Below are 16,571 nucleotides of genomic sequence, written 5' to 3' on the forward strand. Positions count from 1 at the left end.
CGCTCATGAAAATCGTCAACATCCTTGAATCGACCCGGCCCATCAAGTCGGACATTCGCAACGCCTACATCGACTTTTCGAAGATGACGCTGAGCCTGGTGGCCGTGGTCACCGACGTGGTCCGCGACGGCCGGCCCGTGATCGGCTACGGCTTCAACTCCAACGGGCGCTATGGCCAGGGCGGGTTGATCCGCGAGCGCTTCCTGCCACGCCTGCTCGAGGCCGAGCCTGCCTCGCTGTGCAACGAGACCGGGGACAACCTTGACCCGCACAAGATCTGGGCGCGCATGATGATCAACGAGAAGCCCGGCGGCCACGGCGAGCGCTCGGTGGCCGTGGGCACCATCGACATGGCGGTATGGGACGCCGTCGCCAAGATCGCGGGCCAGCCGCTCTACCAACTGCTGGCAGAGCGCTACGGCAACGGCACGCCGAACCCGCGCGTGTTCGTCTACGCGGCAGGCGGCTATTACTACCCCGGCAAGGGCGTCGACGGCCTGCAGCGCGAAATGGCCAGCTACCTGGAGCGCGGCTACTCGGTCGTGAAGATGAAGATCGGCGGTGCCACGCTGGCCGAGGACTGTGCGCGCATCGAATCGGTGCTGAAGATCCTCGGCCCGGGCCAGCAACTGGCGGTGGACGCCAACGGCCGCTTCGACCTGCCCACCGCGATCGCTTACGGCCGCGCCCTCTCGCAGTACCCGCTGTTCTGGTACGAAGAAGCCGGCGACCCGCTCGACTACGAGCTGCAGGCCCGGCTCGGCGAGGTCTACCAGGGTCCGATGGCCACGGGCGAGAACCTGTTCTCGATGCAGGACGCGCGCAACCTGATTCGCCACGGCGGCATGCATCCCGAACGCGACTGGCTGCAGTTCGACTGTGCCTTGAGCTACGGGCTGGTCGAATACCTGCGCACGCTCGACATGCTCAAGACGTACGGCTGGTCGCCGTCACGCTGCATCCCCCATGGCGGCCACCAGATGTCGCTCGCCATTGCGGCCGGCCTGGGGCTGGGTGGCAACGAAAGCTACCCCGACCTGTTCCAGCCCTACGGCGGCTTTCCCGACGGCGTGAAGGTGAAGGACGGACACGTGGTGCTGCCGCCGCTGCCAGGCATCGGCTTCGAAGGCAAGGCCGACCTGATCGCCGAAATGCACGCGCTCGCGCGCTGAGTGGCCTGTAAGGATTCCACGCGGCCAGCCCGACGGGCGGCCGCATCTGCGCGGAAAATGGAGGCATTCCATATTCCTCTGCCCCACGGACCCCGCCATGAGACTTCTCCATACCATGCTGCGCGTTGGCGACCTCCAGCGCTCGATCGACTTCTACACGCAGGTGCTCGGCATGAATTTGCTGCGCACCTCGGAGAACCCCGAGTACAAGTACAGCCTGGCCTTCGTCGGCTTCGACAAGGGCAACCCCGACCAGGCCGAGATCGAGCTGACCTACAACTGGGGCACCGAGAGCTACGAACTCGGCACCGCCTATGGCCACATCGCCCTCGGCGTGCCCGACGCCTACGCGGCTTGCGAGAAGATCAAGGCAGCCGGAGGCAACGTGACCCGCGAGGCCGGCCCCGTCAAGGGCGGCAGCACGGTGATTGCTTTCGTGACGGATCCGGACGGCTACAAGATCGAATTGATACAAGCAAAATCAACGACTGGTGAAGCAAGCCGCCAGTCAGACGCCGACAACGCCGATCCGCTACGAAGCGTTTAGCAGAGGAGCGACAGCATGCCGCGTAAGGTCGTTGTAATCGACATGGACGCTGACGCTCAGCCACCGAACCTGTGCTCTGCGATTCCTCGCACTCCGAGGTCGTGGATCGCGAACAGGCTGCCGCCCTGCACGCCGTCCACTGGAAAGCGCGGCAGCGGCGGCTTGGCCATCGAGGTCACGTAAAGGATGTCCAGGTTCGGCCCGCCGAAATTCACGCTGGTCACCTTCTTCACTGGCATCTCGATGACGCGGTCAACGGTCCCGTCGGGCGCATAGCGGATCAGGCGGCCGTCGTAGACCTGCGCATTCCAGAGAAATCCCTCGGCATCGACCGTCGAACCATCGGCTGCACCGCCTGTCGACATGTCAAGTTTCGTGAAAGTGCGTCGGTTCGACACATTCCCGGTGTCCAGGTCATAGTCGTAGGCCCATATCTCGCCCGACCAGGTGTCGGCGAAATAGAAGGTGCGGTCATCGGGGCTCCAGCAGGGTCCGTTGGAGCAAATGATGTGGTCATCCAGCTTGTGCAGCGACAGGTCGGTGTCGAGCCGGTAGAGCGCGCCGTTGGGGCCCTCCTCCTTGGTGTCCATGGAGCCGGCGATGAAGCGGCCGCGCCGGTCGACCTTGCCGTCGTTGAGCCGGTTGGCGGGCTTGTCGGGCTCCGGATCGACGATGAGCTGCGTCTCGCCGGTCTTGAAGTCGAGAAAGTGAAAGCCATTGGCCAGCGAAAGGACGGCACCACCGCTGCTTCGAAGCGCCATCGAGCCGATGCGCTCCGGCACGTCCCAGGCCCTGATCTCCCGGCCATCCGCCGTGCAGCGGAAAACTTTCCTGCCGAAGCTGTCGATCCAGTAGAGGCGTTGTTCCTCGACGTCCCAGACGGGGCCTTCGCCCAACTCTGTCTTGACGTCGACGAGGATTTCGATTCGCATGAATGTCTCCTACGTTCTCAGATGCAAAAAACGACCGCGTGCGTTCAACGACGCTCACGCAGCCCGATCACGGCCACAAGCACCACGACGCCGAACAGGATGGCCCTCGACGCATAGGGCAGTGTGGTGCCCGACAGCAAGGTCTGGAGCGCCGTCAGCAGCAGTACGCCGCCCAGCATGCCGAGATAGTGCCCTCTCCCGCCGACGATCAGCGTGCCGCCAATGAGCACCACGGCGATGGAGGGCAGCAGATAGTCGTCCCCCATGCCCAGGCTGGCCTGGCCGGACAGCCCCGTGAGCAGCACCGCCGCAATCGCCGAACACACCCCGGAGAGCACATAGACGCCGATCAGCGTCGGCCCGACGCGCACACCCGACAGCTGTGCGACGCGCTGCCCATTGCCTACCGCATACACCGAGCGACCGAAGCGCGTCCGCCCCAGCAGCAGCATGGCGACAACGGCAAACACGACGACGAACAGCACCACCGGCGTCACGCCGAGCACGCGATCCGTCATGAAAGCGCGCAGCATGGGAGACGCAAAGCCGTCGGGTGTGCCGTTCGAATAGATCAGCGCGATGCCCTGCAGGATGCCGTTCATCGCCAACGTGACGACGATGGGAGAGACACCCAACATGACGATACCCGCCCCATTCAACAGGCCGATGAGCGCGCCGATGCCGATCGTCAGAGGCAAGGCATAGATCAGCGCCGCATCGGAGCCTTTGACGGTACCCGCCAGCACGATGCCGGTCAGCGCAATCGTCCAGGGCAACGACAGGTCCAATCCGCCCGTAAGGATGACGGCGCCCTGCCCCAGCGCCAGAACGGCCAGGCAGGCGCCCAGCACCAGCAGCGAGTTGTAGTAGCCCCAGCTCGTCAGAGAGTGTCCAAGCACACCCTGCGTGACGAGCAGGATGACCGCGAAGCCGACATAGGCAGGCACCGCGAATCGCAGGGTGTCGGCATGCCTTCGGAAGAAGGTTGGCGCCTGCGACGACTTGCGCGCATCGGTCGTCGCAGCGAGCCTGACAGCAGGTACCACAGCCTTGCGCCGCGAGACCAGGACACCGGCACGCCGGGCCTGCCACCAGCGCCGCGCCTTCGTCAGGTTGCGCGCCAGCGGCGCCTTCGCGCCGAGCGAACCAGCCAGCACGGCGAGCATGAGGATGCCGCCCTCCGCAATCGTGGAGAAGTAGGCCGACACGTTGAGCACCAGGAGGATGTTGACCACCATCATCAGCACATAGGCGCCGAATACCGTGCCCAGCAGGCCCCCGCGGCCGCCGCCCAGAAGGGTGCCGCCGACCACCACCGCCGCGAAGATCTGCAGCAGCATTGGCGCGCCAATGAGCGGGTCGCCCGAACCGGTCTGCGCGCTGATGAAGACGCCCGCCATGCCATAGAGGCCACCTGCGATCAGGTAGACGAAGAACTGGATGCGCCGCGTCGGCACGCCGGCCGCGTGTGCCGCATGAAAGTCGCTGCCGATCGCATAGATGGCCATTCCGAAGCGGGTTCGTTTGAGCCAGGCCCACAGCACCAGAATGACCGCGATCAAAAGCACCGGCTTGGGCAGCAGGCCGGGAATGGCATCGCCGAGCAGCAGCGCGCCGACGTCGGCGGGCACCGCGCCGCCCGGCTTGTCCATCACAAGCAAGGTGATGCCCTGCAGGATGAACATGGTCGACAGCGTCACCACGATGGGCTGCATCCGAAGCAGGGAGATGAACAGACCGTTGAAGGCGCCGGCCGCCATGCCAATGCCGACGCCCAACGCCATCACCACCCAGGCCGAGGCACTGGGATCCACGAATCCCGAGGCCACCACCACATTGACCAGCGAAACCACCGCGCCCGCCGACAGGTCGAACCCGCCCGACAGGATCACCACCGTCTGCCCGAGACCGGCGATGGCCAGCGTCGCACCAGTGGTCGCGACCGAGGAGAGGTCGTAGTAAGTGAGCTGGGTGTTTCCGACGCTGGTGATGCCGAGCAGCAGCGCGAAGAAGGCCGCAATGGCGATCAACAGGCCGCTGTGCCGCTGAAGGCTTCGGTAGGCCGTTGCGCCGCTGGTGGATGCGCGGCGGGCCGGCTGCGGGCCTGGATGAATGAAGGCAGTCGTCATGCGGCAAGTTCCAGATGGGCGGCGGGTGAGCCAAGCGCCGCGCGCAACAGCGCTTCTTCGCTCAGATCGGCTGCAGCGATCTCGGCGGCGATCCCGCCGCCGTAGAACACCATGGCGCGGTCCGCCAGATGGACCAGTTCGGGGATTTCAGTCGAGTAGAAAAGCACGGCGCCGCCGGCATCGGCGTAGTCGCGCATGAGGCGGTAGATCTGGTTCTTGGTCCCGACGTCGATGCCGCGCGTCGGGTCGTACAGCAGCAGCACACGGCTTTCGGCCAGCAGCCACTTGGCAATTGCGATCTTCTGCTGATTGCCGCCAGAGAACGCACCGGCGCGCGTCCACAGCGCACGTCGGTCGATCTCCATGCGATCTAATACACGCCCCACAGTCTCTTCTTCGAGCTGCGTGTCGATCAGCATGCCGCGGCGAAAGCGGTCGAGCACCGGCATCGAAGCGTTGTGCCTGCCCGATAGTTCGAGGAACAGGCCTTCGGTTTTTCGGTCCTCCGGCACCAGGCTGATGCCGGCCTTTACCGCCTCCGCGGGAGAAAGGATGGCCGCCGGGCGACCGTCGAGCTGCAGCGTTCCACCCGTGACGTCGGCCATGCCGAAGCATGCGAGAAACAAGTCGAGCTGGCCCATGCCCTGGAGGCCGGCGACGCCCAGGATTTCGCCCGCGTGCAAGGAGAAGGATGCGTTGCGAAGCTTGCCGGAGGTCGAGAGGTCGACCGCGCCCAGCACTTCGGCGCCGCCTGCCGAACGCGCCGCACGGCGCCTTGGAAACGCGTGCGCCATCTCGCGGCCCGCGATCATGCCGATGATGTCGCCATCGCTGAAGTCGGCGGACGCGCTGGTCGCAATGTGCTTGCCGCCGCGCAGCACCGTGACGGTGTCGCAGAAGGCACGCACCTCGGACAGGCGGTGGGAGATGAACACAACCGTGACGCCCGAAGCGCGCTGCTTGACGATCAGGTCGCCGAGCCAGTCGACGTCGCTGCCCGACAGGGTGGATGTCGATTCGTCGAGCAGCAGCACGCGCGGCTTGCGCATCACCGCGCGCGCAATTTCCAGCTTCTGACGCACGGCCAGCTCCAGATGCTGCACTTCCTCGTCAAGTGCAATGTCGCCGAGTCCGAGCTCCGAGAGACCGTTGCCGATCTGATCGCGCGCCTGCCGGCGCCGCATCATGCCCAGCGGGTTCACGGCGCCGTACGGCAGCAACATGTTGTCGAGCACGCTGAGGTCCTTGACGTGCGTCATCTCCTGGTAGGCCGTCTGGATGCCCAGCGCATGCGAATGGCGCGGACTGCGCAACGAGGCTTCTTCGCCAAACAGCCGGATCGAGCCGCTGTCGGGCGACACCAGCCCCGACAACAGCTTGACCAGGGTGGACTTGCCCGCGCCGTTCTCGCCGAGCAACGCGTGCGAGCCGCCTTGCCTGATCGAGAACGACACGTCGTCGATTGCCCGTGTCGCACCATAAGACTTGGTGACGTGTGCAATGTCGATCGCCAATGCGGCATCGCTGATGAGCGGCTGTAACGAAGCTTTCATGGCCTGGGCGTCCTCGTGCGCGAGGACACTCACTGCTCGGGCTGGCCGACCAGCGCCGCAGACAGTCCGATTTCGGGCATCTGCTCGGAGAAGATGGATGCGAACCACCCGGGATTTGAAACGACGGCCGGCGCGAAGGCATTGCAACCCGCCTTCATCTCGGCCCAGGTTCCTTCCTTGCAGTATTTGACCGTGTCGTTGGTGACCAGCGGCAATGGCAGCTTGGCATTCTTGGGAATCTCTTTGCCTTCGAGCTTCTGCACGGCGAGCTTGAGCGCATACGCACCCGAGTACGGCGGCGATGCATAGGAGATGCGCGGTGCGCCCATGGGGGCGTAGGTACCGTTCGCGCCGTCGACGACCGTGCCTGCAGGCAACATCTGGATGCGTCCACCGTTGGAGCCTTCTCCCGCGCACGGCTTCAGATCCGCTGGCTTGGCACCCGCCTCCAATTGCATGGTGTTGGCGGTATAGCAGCCAACCTGCATCCAGAGGCCATCGATCTGGCTCCAGTTGCGCGTCGCCAGAATCTTCGACAGCTCCGTGCGAGCGACGGCCTGGCTCCACATGCCGTTGGCCTCATTGACCACCTTGAGGTTCGGATACTTCGCGAACACTTCCTTGGCCGCCTTGGTGCGCGCTGTGTCGACGGAGGTGCCCGGCACCCCGTTGATGACAACCACGTTGCCCTTGCCGCCGAGCTTCTTGACCAGCCATTCGGCCGTCACGCGGCCAGCCTCCTCCTGGTCGATGGTCACGTTGTAAGCGCACGGCTCGGTGATGACCGCGTCGTAAGCAATGACGAACACGCCCTTGTCGCAGGCGTTCTTCACGGCCGCATTGAGCGCGGTCGGCGAAATCGGATAGACCACGATGGCCTGCGCACCTTGCTGGACCATGGCGTTGATCTGCTGGATCTGGCGCTGGGCGTTCGGGCCCGCGACCTGCACTTTGAGGTCCACCTTGTCGGCGAAATTCTTATGGGCAGCCAGTGCCTTGACCATGTTGGCCGCCTCGGCCTGCCAGTCGTTGCCGATGTAGCTCATCGACAGGTAGACCTGGAGCTTCTTGTCGGCCGCATGGACTGCGCTCGACAGCATCGCCCCGGTGGCGAGCAGCGCTGCAGCTGCGACCAGGACCGGCTTCTTCATCGACTGGTATTTCATGTAAGTCTCCTGCATGGTTGTCTTTCTTCGGGATTGGTGAACTCAGCGAACGACGTTCAGGGAACGGGATCAGCTCAGCGCCTGCGTGTGGCCGTCGACCACGAGCTCCTGGCCTGTGACATTGCCGGCCAGATCGCTGGCGGCGAATAAGACCATGTTCGCGATGTCCTGCGTCGTCACCATGCGGCCGAGCGCGGCCTGCGCGGTGTATGAACGCGTCACTTCTTCGAGGGAGTGACCGGATGCCTCGGCCTTGGCTGCGATCACCGCGCGGATGCGGGGTCCATCGACTGCGCCGGGAAGAATGGCATTGACGCGTATGCCATCGGCGCCCAGTTCGATGGCGAGCGTCTTGGTGAAGCCCACCACGCCCCACTTCGAAGCCGAGTACGGTGAACGACCGGGCATGCCGAGATGACCAGCGGCCGACGCCAGGTTGACGATCGAGGCGCCAGGACTCTTGCGCAGGCGCGGAACGGCTGCGCGCACACACAGAAACTGCCCCGTGAGGTTGACGGCCAACGTGCGCTCCCAGTCGGCGAGCGAAAGCGTCTCGACGCCGCCGGTCGGGCCGGCAACCCCGGCATTGTTGACCAGGATGTCGAGACCGCCCAGCTTCTGGTCAAGCAGGTCGAACATCGCTGTCACGTCGACCTCGCTGGAGACGTCGGCGCGGCAGCCATGGATCACAGGCAATTCCGTTGCCAGGCGCGCCAGGGCGGACTGCTGTACATCGCACACCAGCACTTTCGCTCCTGCGGACGCGAAGGCGCGCGCGATCTCAAGACCGATACCGTCTGCACCTGCTGTCACCAGCACACGCTTGCCAAACAGTGAGTTTTGATTCCACATGGCATGGACCTCTTCTTTTCTGACTTTGGAAATCATAGATTTGTGATCACAGTAGAAACACGGTGTTTACCCCCGCGCATGCACGGCGACTCAACCACGTAACGTCGGAATGCTTGCGATCTGGCGATCAGAAAGAGACGTTGTCGCCGCCCTTGAGTTGGAGGATTTCGCGCGCTTCTTCAGGGGTTGCGACCGACAGAGACAGGCCTTCGATGATTCCGCGCATGCGTCGCACCTGATCGGCGTTGGTTTTGGCGAGTTCGCCCGGACCATCCCACAGGGAATCTTCCAGACCCACGCGCACGTGTCCACCCATCGCCGCAGCCTGCGCGCCGATCGGCATCTGATTGCGCCCTGCCGGGAGCACGGACCACTGGTAGGCATCGCCGAACAGGCGGTCTGCCGTGCGGCGCATGTGCAGGACGTCCTCCGGATGTGCGCCGATGCCGCCCAGGATGCCGAACACGGACTGGATCAGGAACGGTGGCTTGATCAGGCCCCGCTCGATGAAATGCGCCGCGGTGTAGAGATGACCGATGTCGTAGCACTCGATCTCGAAGCGGGTGCCCTTGTCGCTGCACGACTGGAGGATGTGCGCGATGTCGGTGAAGGTGTTCTTGAAAATCCGGTCATGGCTTCCTTCGAGATACGGACGCTCCCAGTCGTGCTTGAACTCCTTGAAGCGATTGAGCATCGGATACAGGCCCATGTTCATCGAGCCCATGTTCAAGGATGCGACCTCAGGCGCGAACACGTGCGCAGGCCGCAGACGATCCTCGATGGACATCGTGGGCGCGCCGCCGGTGGTGAGGTTGATGACCACGTTGCTGGCCGCCTTGATCTGCGGCAGGAACTGCTTGAAGAGTTCCGGGTCTTGCGAAGGACTTCCATCGACCGGGTTGCGCGCATGAAGATGGACCATCGCCGCGCCGGCCTCTGCCGCACCGATAGCCGCCTCTGCGATCTGTTGCGGCGTCACAGGCAGATACGGCGACATCGACGGCGTGTGGATCGCGCCAGTGACGGCGCAGGTGATGATGACTTTGCGGGGCATGTTGACTCCAGGGGGTTATGTGCTGTTCAGGCGGCAGGTGCCTGGCGCTTGTGTGCCGCCAGGGCCATCAGGCGGCGGTCCCGCCAAGCCGAGCGCGCGCCGATGTCCTCGACGGCCAAATGGGCGCGACGCTCGCGGTCCACCCGGGCGATCGGCTCAGGCGCCCAGCTGAAGGTCTTGACATCGGACATCGTCTCGCGGTTCGATTTTCCATAGCGACTGGCGTAATCCTTCACGCCGGCGGGAGCGTTGAGGTCGATCGTCTCAAACGGTCCCATGAACGACCAACGAAGCGCCAGGCCGTCCTTCAGGACCTTGTCGATGTCCGCGGCACTCGCCAGCCCCCGCTCGAACAAGGTGAAGCACTCGTTGAGCACCACGGCCTGCACGCGATTGAGAAGAAAGCCGTTGATCTCATGGGCCAGCGCCACCGGTGTCTGACCGGCTGCTTCGTAGATCGCATGGGCACGCGCCATGGCGTGCGCAGCGGTCCAGGGGGCAGGGCACAACTCGACCAGCGGCACCAGATACGGCGGATTGGTGGGATGGCCGACCAGGCAGCGCGCGCGTCCTGGCAACGCCTCGGTGAATGTCGACGCAGGCAGCCATGAGGTTGAGCTGGCGAGCACAGCGTCAGGCGGTGCCAGTGCATCGAGTTGCTTGAAGATCGCGATCTTGGAGTCGACAGTTTCGCGAATGTTCTCTTGCACCATGACGACATCGCGCACCGCTTGGGCGAGGTCCGGCTCGCAGCGGATCCGGGCCAGCACGACCGCTGGCGGGTCATCGAGAAGCCCGAAGCCGTCGAGTTCACCGAGACGTTCCCCGATGTACGCCAGGCTTGCCGCCATCGTGCCCTCGTCCGCATCGTGCAACCGGACAGGGTGGCCGGCCCTGGCAAAGACGATCGCCCAGGCGCGGCCGATCAACCCGGCGCCAACGACGGCAACCGGCAGGCGTTGCACCGACGACAGCGCAGCGCTCGATGGCAGATCAGCAGACTCTCGACTCATGGGCATTCCCGCTGGTTTCAATAATGTGATCTTATTGTCTGTGATCACAGTTGAATCTAGGGATTGCCCTATGAAAAACAACCTCTCGACGCTTCACACCTCGCGCGACCAGACACTCTCGTTGTGCTAAAAGATCACAGGTATACAGCAGAAGCCACCAACATGGATTTATCCAAACTCGTCACGCCGCTGACGCGTCAGACGCTCAGCGGCGATGTCTACAAGCAGTTGAGCGAATTGCTCATGAGCGGTCGCGTGATGCCTGGCGAGCAGCTCTCGCTTCGCACCATCGCCGAGGGTCTGGGCGTCAGCGTGATGCCCGTGCGGGAAGCGGTTCACCGCTTGCTCTCCGAAAAGGCGCTCGTTCTGCTGCCCAACCGTGTCCTCAAGGTGCCCATGATGACGGTCAGCCAATTTCGCGAGATCACGTCCATCCGCATTCATCTGGAGAGCCTCGCTGTGAGTCAGGCCGCGCAGCTGATGGACGATCGGGCGCTGGCAGAGATCCGAAATGCGCACGAACGGTTCTCCAAGGAGATAGCCATCAAGAAGCCGGACGTGTCCAGCCTGATCGCGATCAACAAGGAACTGCATTTCGCCATCTACCGACAAGCTCGGATGCCGATGCTGCTGGAGATGATCGAATCGCTCTGGCTGCGCATCGGGCCCATCCTCAACTACGACTTCCGCTCGGGCTCCGCGCGGGTGACGGAGCACGTCTCTGCCTTTCATCACCAACGCATCGTCGACGCGCTCGGGCGACGGGATGCCGCGGGCGCAGCCCAGGCGCTTGCAGGAGATCTTCAGGGCGCATCGGACTTCATCGTGTCGGCCGGCGTGCTGCTGTCCGACGATCCAGTCGCAGGCACTGCACCGGCGGCATCCGCACGCACCACTGCGAAGCGCTCGCCTGCGGGAAGCGCTGGCGCCAAACGCCGCAACATTCCGGCCTCGCTGAAGACACGGTAGCGCTGTCGAATGTGACGCTGGCACCTCGCCGAAACCCGACGTTCGGGACAGGCGCGAACTATCGGTAGATCTCACTGCAAAGAGATCCAACCGGACGTTGGAAGCCTGACAACCCCGGCGCCCATCCCAGCAGGCGCGCTGCCCTCTCGCAAGTGATCTGCGGATCGGGCTCGCTGAGGTTGAAGACGCCGGTGGCCTGCGGATGTTCCACCGCCAGGAACGCCGCGCGCGCGGCATCGTCGACGTGCAGCGGGAGATCGGCAGACGGTGCCATCGACCAGGTGCCCGGGCCGTAGAGCTTGCCGTACCGCAGCACGGTACCGGAGAGACCAGCCGTTTGCAGCACAGCAGATTCGAGCACGCATACGGCCTCGACGGTCGTGGCACGCTCGCCTTGCGCAGCGATATCCAGCGGATCGTCCTCCGCATGCGGCAGTGGGCCGGGCGCGTAGGCCCAGGCGATGCTCTGCGCCACCATGCGCGTGCAACCCGCGGCGAGCGCGGCGGCCACGAGATGGCGCGTACCCTCCTTGCGCAAGCGCGCGTTGCGCTCGAGCGCACCGACCATCGCCTGCGGCGTGCGTTGGGCGGGGAGGTCAGTGAGCTGGTGTACGACCACGTCGGGACGCACGGCCGAGACCGCCTCCGCCAATGCGCTCGCGTCGAACACATCGACGACAACGGGCGACACACCCATATCGCGGAGCGCCTTCGCGCGATCCAGGCTTCGAGTGCTGCCATGCACGCGCCATCCGCCCGCAACAAGCATGCGGGCCAGTGGTGCACCGATGACGCCACTGGCACCGGCGAGAAAGACCGTGCGTGTCATGCCGCCAACGCCTGCGAACGCCCACACCACGCTTCAGTCCAGGCGTGCGCGATTGCCTCGCTGTCGAGCACCAGCTTGCCGCAGCCTCGAGCGCGAGCGATGCGTTCGATCTCGGCCAGCAGCCGTGCGCCGGCACCACCGCCGCGCGCCGTCGCTGCGGTGACAAGGTCGTCGACATAGAGGAAACGGCCATGCACCAGGTTGTCCATGAACCGATAGCCCGCCAGCGCCACGGGCTCGGCGCCCTGCCATTCCGCCAGCAGATGCCAACCCTGTGGGCGCTGTGCACGCACGCGCTCGAGGAACGCCTGCGGTGTCTGCACCATCGGCCGCAGTTCGTGCATCACGGGATGGCACGCGATCAGGTCGTCGTCCGTCTCGGCATGGCGCCAGGTTCGTTCGGTCAGGATCATTTGAATGCACAGCGGCAGTGAAGATGACGCCAGTCTCGTCATCCGATGTCACAATGAACAGGGCCAATTTTCTCCAAAACTACCAGGCCATGACGGCACCTCTCCGAAGCACGCTTCACGAGCAGATCTATGCGCGGCTGAAGCACCAGGTCACCGAAGGCACGCTCGCACCCGGACAGCGCGTGCCTTCGTTGCGCGCCCTCGCCAGCGAACTCGGCATCGCGCGCGGCACGGTAGAGGCGGCCTACGACCGCCTCATCGGCGAAGGCTGGCTGGTGGCACGGGGGCCCGCCGGCACCTTCGTGGCGGAGGGCACGCTGTCGGCGCCCGCCGCCACGGCGTCGACGGTCCGCAAGAAGCATGCGCTGAAGTCCGCCGCGCGGGCCAGGCAGCCCGAACTGCTCCGCCTGGGTCTACCCGCGCTCGACGCATTTCCGCGCAAGCTGTGGACACGGCTGGTCACGCGGCATGCGCGCAGCGCTGGATCGCTCGATCGTCCCGAACCGGCCGGCCATCTGCCGCTGCGCTCAGCGATCGCCGCGTATTTGCAGCGCGCCCGCGGCGTTGCGTGTGATGCGAACCAGGTGTTCATCGTGCCGGGATATCGTGCGGCGCTTTCCCTGGCGGCAGATGTCGTGCTGCGCGCCGGTGACGCCGCATGGATGGAGTCCCCGGGCTTTCCACCGACAGCCCAAGTGCTTGCACGCACGGGTGTGCGTCTCGTGCCGGTGCCGGTGGACGCAGACGGTGTGGTCGTCGCTGATGGCATTCGGCTGGCACCTCGCGCGCGGCTCGCTGTGGTCACGCCGTCGCACCAAAGCCCGCTGGGTGTCTCGCTGGCAATGAACCGCCGCACCGCGCTGCTCGCGTGGGCGAGCGCCGCTGATGCCTGGATACTGGAAGACGACTACGACGGCGAATACCGCTACACGGGTCACCCCCTGCCCGCCCTGCAAAGCCTGGATCCCCACGGCCGCGTCTTGTATGCCGGAACCTTCAGCAAGGTGATGTTTCCGGGTATCCGGCTCGCCTATCTCGTCGTACCGCCGGCGCAGATCGATGCCTTCCAAAAAGCAGCCGAGCAAAGCCCGCATGGGGGCTGTCCCGAGCTGTACCAGGCGGTGGTGGCCGAGTTTCTCTCTCAGGGACACTTGGCGCGTCACGTCAAGAAAATGCGCGCACTCTATGCGCGCCGTCGGAATCAGTTTGTTGAAGCTTTGGCCCCGCTCGAGCGCGACGGCCTGTTCGTCGAACGGCGCCCGGGCGGCATGCACCTGGTGATCCGTTCGACACGCGCGGAAGCCGACACCGCAATCGCCGGTCGACTTCAAGCGGCAGGTTTCGCCGTGCAGGCGCTCTCGACGTGGTGCGCCAATGGCCGTGGCCCCCAGGGCCTGCTCGCAGGTTTCGCCAATGTAGCGACTCCCGCCCAGGCGACAAGAATTGCGGCAAGGATGCGCCGGGCGATGGGCGCCCCTTCCCTGTCCGACCAGATCCCCTGAAGAGGCAAGGATGACCTGGGATCGGGCGGAGGTTCGGCGGGAGCTGACTGCCGCCGAGAAAGTGACCACCGCATGACAAATCAAGCTCCTGATAGTGGAATGTTTTGCTGTCTCGTCATTCCCAAGCCATCTAGAGATCGTAGCCTTGCCCATCGTGTGCCGCATACCGCGACACCTACGAAGGAATTCAAACCATGAACCCCGCTATCTATCGAATCACCGCCACAGCTGCTTTCTCTTGTCTGCTCGCGTGGAGCGCGCAAGCTCAACCCAGCGCTGGCCGCAGCAGTGCCGAAGTCGAAGCCGAGGCCGTTGCCGCAGCACATGCCCCCAATCAGAACGTCGTGCGCGGCTCGCGTGGCGCAGAGGCATTCACCCCCATGGCTGACCCCGATGCCATGCAACGCCAGGCGATTGAAACAGCACATGCGCCGAACCAGAACATCACACGTGGTTCACGGGGCTTTGATCCTTTCACATCGTCTGCAGACGAAGCTGCGATTCGCGCGCAAGCCGTGGCCGCGGCATCAGCACCAGATCAAAACGTCGTCGGTGGTTCGCGCGTCAACAGCCGAGTGATTTCCACGATGCGACCAGCTTCAGACAGCGCGCGCACCGCAACACAAACAAATCGCTGATTTACGCCTTCGCCGGACTCGCAACGACTGCGTTGCAAGCGGCTTCGGCAGGGCGCGCTGCAACTACTGCAGCAAGCCCTGCGCCTGCATGCTCAGCAAGGCGGCAGTCACATTGCGTTCGGTCATCGAAATGTGCTGGCGCAGCAGGCCGACGGCTTGTTCCGCGTCTCGTTCGAGCGCGGCGGTGACCAGCTTCTTGTGTTCGGAGTTCTTTCGGCGCTCGACCTTCCGATGTCGCGCCGAGAACTGCCGGTAGCGTTCCGCGCTGTCGAACAGCGAGGACACCAAGTCCATCAACATCGGCGACGATGTCCCGCCATACATGGCAAGGTGGAATTCTCGATGTGCTGCGGTCCAGGCCTCGCTCAGGATCAGCGGGCCCTCGGGCAACCGCTGCTCGACGAGCGCCAGTGCGTGTGCAGCCCCCACCAACCTGGACTCCCACTGATCGTCTCCACAGGCGATCGCATCGCGCAAGGCCTCCGATTCCACCAGGAGCCGCACGCGGGTCAGATCGGCCACACCCGCGACAGTCAAAGGCGCAACGCGGAATCCCCTGTTCTCGAAAGCACGCACGAACCCTTGCTCCGAGAGGCGGCTCAGCGCTTCCCTCAAGGGGCTGCTGCTCAACGCGTATTGCTTGCTGAGCTCATCGACCCGAAGGCGCTGGCCGGGCTGGAATTCGCAGCGAACGATCGCTTGGCGAAGCCGTCGGTAGGCCCTTTCCGCCAAAGGCACCTCGGATTCCACGAGAACGTCGGATGAAGAGGAAGACTTGATCACGGCGCCATCATACGGTAAGCGCATATTCCAAGTAAAACCGCACAAGGGTTATTACCATGCATAACATTACTTTTTATGCACAAAATAGGTCGACGAGACGCAATCGGACGTCTCGCACCCCTACCCTTGCTGAAAGATTTGTATGAAGCTGATGTCGTACCAACATGCCGGACGAGAAACCTGGGGCGTCGTCGTCGGTGACGGCGTTGCCGATTTGGCCGCCAGAACAGGGCACGCCACCCTCGCGGATTTCATCGCAAGTCCTGACTTCCAGCGACGCGACGCTTTGGTTGCGGGCCTGAAGGCCGATGCCGCGCTGGCTGAGGTGGCGTTTCTGCCGGTCATTCCTCGGCCTGAGAAGATCGTTTGTGCGGTGCGCAACTACATGGACCACCATCAGGAAGTTCTTGCTGCAGGCATGCAGCGTGAACTCTCCGAGCAGCCACCGATCTTCCTGCGCGTCTGGCGCTCGCAGACGCCCCACAACGGACCGATCGTGCGCCCGCATGTCTCGGAGTCACTGGATTGGGAGGGCGAACTGGCTGTGATCATCGGCCAGGGTGGGCGCGATATTTCCGAGGCCGACGCCTGGAAGCATGTGGCGGGCTACAGCTGCTACAACGATGCCAGCATCCGCGAATGGCAATTCCACGCCAAGCAGATCGCGTCCGGCAAGAACTTCGAATCGACCGGGGGCTTCGGGCCATGGATGGTGACCGCCGACGAAATCGAACCGGGCCGCGAATTGAAACTGGAAGTCCGCCTGAATGGCGAAACCGTGCAGTCCAGTCACACCGGTCACATGATCTTCTCCATACCGAAGCTCATCAACTACGCGTCCACCATATTCACGCTGACCCCCGGCGACGTGATTGCCACAGGCACGCCGGCGGGCGTCGGCTGGAGCAAGAAACCTCCGCGCTTCATGAAGCCTGGCGACATGGTCGAGGTGGAGATCGAGGGCGTCGGCCTGCTGCGCAATCCGGTGGTCGCGCAGGACTGAAGCTGCACGCATCCCG

General features: G+C 64.1%; 16 protein-coding genes. 6 read left to right on the top strand and 10 right to left on the bottom strand.

Annotated features, from left to right (window positions below; translation table 11 throughout):
• Nucleotides 1-5 precede the first annotated feature (5 nt).
• Together J2W36_RS07795 and gloA are read left to right on the top strand one after the other, a co-directional pair.
• The gene (locus J2W36_RS07795) at nt 6-1,172 is read left to right on the top strand and encodes a mandelate racemase/muconate lactonizing enzyme family protein (protein ID WP_307689132.1); all 1,167 of its coding nucleotides are present in this window, start codon (nt 6-8) and stop codon (nt 1,170-1,172) included.
• A 97-nt stretch (nt 1,173-1,269) separates the two neighbouring features.
• Nucleotides 1,270-1,719 (top strand): lactoylglutathione lyase, encoded by a 450-nt coding sequence (gloA, locus tag J2W36_RS07800; RefSeq protein WP_307689133.1) that lies wholly within the window; start codon nt 1,270-1,272, stop codon nt 1,717-1,719.
• 56 nt (nt 1,720-1,775) lie between these two features.
• Here gloA and J2W36_RS07805 read toward each other — a convergent pair whose 3' ends face one another.
• The 7 genes from J2W36_RS07805 to J2W36_RS07835 form a co-directional block, all read right to left on the bottom strand.
• Nucleotides 1,776-2,651, bottom strand: a complete 876-nt coding sequence (locus tag J2W36_RS07805) for an SMP-30/gluconolactonase/LRE family protein (protein WP_307689134.1) — start codon at nt 2,649-2,651, stop codon at nt 1,776-1,778.
• A 44-nt stretch (nt 2,652-2,695) separates the two neighbouring features.
• The gene (locus J2W36_RS07810) at nt 2,696-4,780 is read right to left on the bottom strand and encodes an ABC transporter permease (RefSeq protein ID WP_307689135.1); all 2,085 of its coding nucleotides are present in this window, start codon (nt 4,778-4,780) and stop codon (nt 2,696-2,698) included.
• Nucleotides 4,777-6,333 (bottom strand): sugar ABC transporter ATP-binding protein, encoded by a 1,557-nt coding sequence (locus J2W36_RS07815; protein WP_307689136.1) that lies wholly within the window; start codon nt 6,331-6,333, stop codon nt 4,777-4,779. Before J2W36_RS07815 ends, J2W36_RS07810 begins: the two co-directional genes overlap by 4 nt.
• A gap of 29 nt (nt 6,334-6,362) precedes the next feature.
• Nucleotides 6,363-7,514 carry a sugar ABC transporter substrate-binding protein gene (locus J2W36_RS07820; RefSeq protein WP_307689137.1) on the bottom strand — a complete coding sequence of 384 codons (1,152 nt, stop codon included), beginning with the start codon at nt 7,512-7,514 and terminating at the stop codon, nt 6,363-6,365.
• A 54-nt stretch (nt 7,515-7,568) separates the two neighbouring features.
• On the bottom strand, nt 7,569-8,351 hold the full coding sequence (locus tag J2W36_RS07825; protein ID WP_307689217.1) for an SDR family oxidoreductase: 783 nt from the start codon (nt 8,349-8,351) through the stop codon (nt 7,569-7,571).
• A 127-nt stretch (nt 8,352-8,478) separates the two neighbouring features.
• Nucleotides 8,479-9,405, bottom strand: coding sequence for a 3,5-dioxohexanoate:acetyl-CoA acetone transferase (gene kce, locus J2W36_RS07830; protein WP_307689138.1), 927 nt, complete (start codon nt 9,403-9,405; stop codon nt 8,479-8,481).
• A gap of 26 nt (nt 9,406-9,431) precedes the next feature.
• Complete coding sequence (locus tag J2W36_RS07835; protein WP_370869283.1) at nt 9,432-10,370, bottom strand: 3-hydroxyacyl-CoA dehydrogenase; 939 nt, start codon at nt 10,368-10,370, stop codon at nt 9,432-9,434.
• A gap of 210 nt (nt 10,371-10,580) precedes the next feature.
• Between J2W36_RS07835 and J2W36_RS07840 the strand changes: the two genes are divergently transcribed.
• Nucleotides 10,581-11,387, top strand: coding sequence for a GntR family transcriptional regulator (locus J2W36_RS07840; RefSeq protein ID WP_370869284.1), 807 nt, complete (start codon nt 10,581-10,583; stop codon nt 11,385-11,387).
• Between the two features lie 58 nt (nt 11,388-11,445).
• Here the strand turns inward: J2W36_RS07840 and J2W36_RS07845 are convergent, their stop codons facing one another.
• Both J2W36_RS07845 and J2W36_RS07850 read right to left on the bottom strand, forming a co-directional pair.
• On the bottom strand, nt 11,446-12,216 hold the full coding sequence (locus tag J2W36_RS07845) for an NAD-dependent epimerase/dehydratase family protein (RefSeq protein ID WP_307689141.1): 771 nt from the start codon (nt 12,214-12,216) through the stop codon (nt 11,446-11,448).
• The gene (locus tag J2W36_RS07850) at nt 12,213-12,629 is read right to left on the bottom strand and encodes a GNAT family N-acetyltransferase (RefSeq protein WP_307689142.1); all 417 of its coding nucleotides are present in this window, start codon (nt 12,627-12,629) and stop codon (nt 12,213-12,215) included. The genes J2W36_RS07845 and J2W36_RS07850 overlap by 4 nt, the downstream gene beginning before the upstream one ends.
• A 53-nt stretch (nt 12,630-12,682) precedes the next feature.
• On the opposite strand from J2W36_RS07850, the gene pdxR reads away from it, so the two are divergent.
• Together pdxR and J2W36_RS07860 are read left to right on the top strand one after the other, a co-directional pair.
• The gene (gene pdxR, locus J2W36_RS07855; RefSeq protein WP_307689143.1) at nt 12,683-14,131 is read left to right on the top strand and encodes a MocR-like pyridoxine biosynthesis transcription factor PdxR; all 1,449 of its coding nucleotides are present in this window, start codon (nt 12,683-12,685) and stop codon (nt 14,129-14,131) included.
• Nucleotides 14,132-14,325: 194 nt separating this feature from the next.
• Nucleotides 14,326-14,769, top strand: coding sequence for a hypothetical protein (locus tag J2W36_RS07860; RefSeq protein WP_307689144.1), 444 nt, complete (start codon nt 14,326-14,328; stop codon nt 14,767-14,769).
• Between the two features lie 63 nt (nt 14,770-14,832).
• Here the strand turns inward: J2W36_RS07860 and J2W36_RS07865 are convergent, their stop codons facing one another.
• Nucleotides 14,833-15,552 (bottom strand): GntR family transcriptional regulator, encoded by a 720-nt coding sequence (locus J2W36_RS07865; RefSeq protein ID WP_307689145.1) that lies wholly within the window; start codon nt 15,550-15,552, stop codon nt 14,833-14,835.
• Nucleotides 15,553-15,694: 142 nt separating this feature from the next.
• Here J2W36_RS07865 and J2W36_RS07870 point away from each other — a divergent pair, with 142 nt between their 5' ends.
• On the top strand, nt 15,695-16,555 hold the full coding sequence (locus J2W36_RS07870) for a fumarylacetoacetate hydrolase family protein (RefSeq protein WP_307689146.1): 861 nt from the start codon (nt 15,695-15,697) through the stop codon (nt 16,553-16,555).
• The last annotated feature ends 16 nt before the right edge of the window (nt 16,556-16,571 follow it).

The organism is Variovorax ginsengisoli (assembly GCF_030811835.1).
Lineage (GTDB): Bacteria > Pseudomonadota > Gammaproteobacteria > Burkholderiales > Burkholderiaceae_C > Variovorax > Variovorax ginsengisoli_C.

Coding starts and splice junctions, on each gene's coding strand:
- J2W36_RS07815 (WP_307689136.1), bottom strand. CDS start 6,333: ATGAAAGCTTCGTTACAGCCGCTCATCAGCGATGCCGCATTGGCGATC.
- kce (WP_307689138.1), bottom strand. CDS start 9,405: ATGCCCCGCAAAGTCATCATCACCTGCGCCGTCACTGGCGCGATCCAC.
- gloA (WP_307689133.1), top strand. CDS start 1,270: ATGAGACTTCTCCATACCATGCTGCGCGTTGGCGACCTCCAGCGCTCG.
- J2W36_RS07840 (WP_370869284.1), top strand. CDS start 10,581: ATGGATTTATCCAAACTCGTCACGCCGCTGACGCGTCAGACGCTCAGC.
- J2W36_RS07860 (WP_307689144.1), top strand. CDS start 14,326: ATGAACCCCGCTATCTATCGAATCACCGCCACAGCTGCTTTCTCTTGT.
- J2W36_RS07805 (WP_307689134.1), bottom strand. CDS start 2,651: ATGCGAATCGAAATCCTCGTCGACGTCAAGACAGAGTTGGGCGAAGGC.
- J2W36_RS07820 (WP_307689137.1), bottom strand. CDS start 7,514: ATGCAGGAGACTTACATGAAATACCAGTCGATGAAGAAGCCGGTCCTG.
- J2W36_RS07795 (WP_307689132.1), top strand. CDS start 6: ATGAAAATCGTCAACATCCTTGAATCGACCCGGCCCATCAAGTCGGAC.
- J2W36_RS07810 (WP_307689135.1), bottom strand. CDS start 4,780: ATGACGACTGCCTTCATTCATCCAGGCCCGCAGCCGGCCCGCCGCGCA.
- J2W36_RS07850 (WP_307689142.1), bottom strand. CDS start 12,629: ATGATCCTGACCGAACGAACCTGGCGCCATGCCGAGACGGACGACGAC.
- J2W36_RS07825 (WP_307689217.1), bottom strand. CDS start 8,351: ATGTGGAATCAAAACTCACTGTTTGGCAAGCGTGTGCTGGTGACAGCA.
- pdxR (WP_307689143.1), top strand. CDS start 12,683: ATGAACAGGGCCAATTTTCTCCAAAACTACCAGGCCATGACGGCACCT.
- J2W36_RS07870 (WP_307689146.1), top strand. CDS start 15,695: ATGAAGCTGATGTCGTACCAACATGCCGGACGAGAAACCTGGGGCGTC.
- J2W36_RS07845 (WP_307689141.1), bottom strand. CDS start 12,216: ATGACACGCACGGTCTTTCTCGCCGGTGCCAGTGGCGTCATCGGTGCA.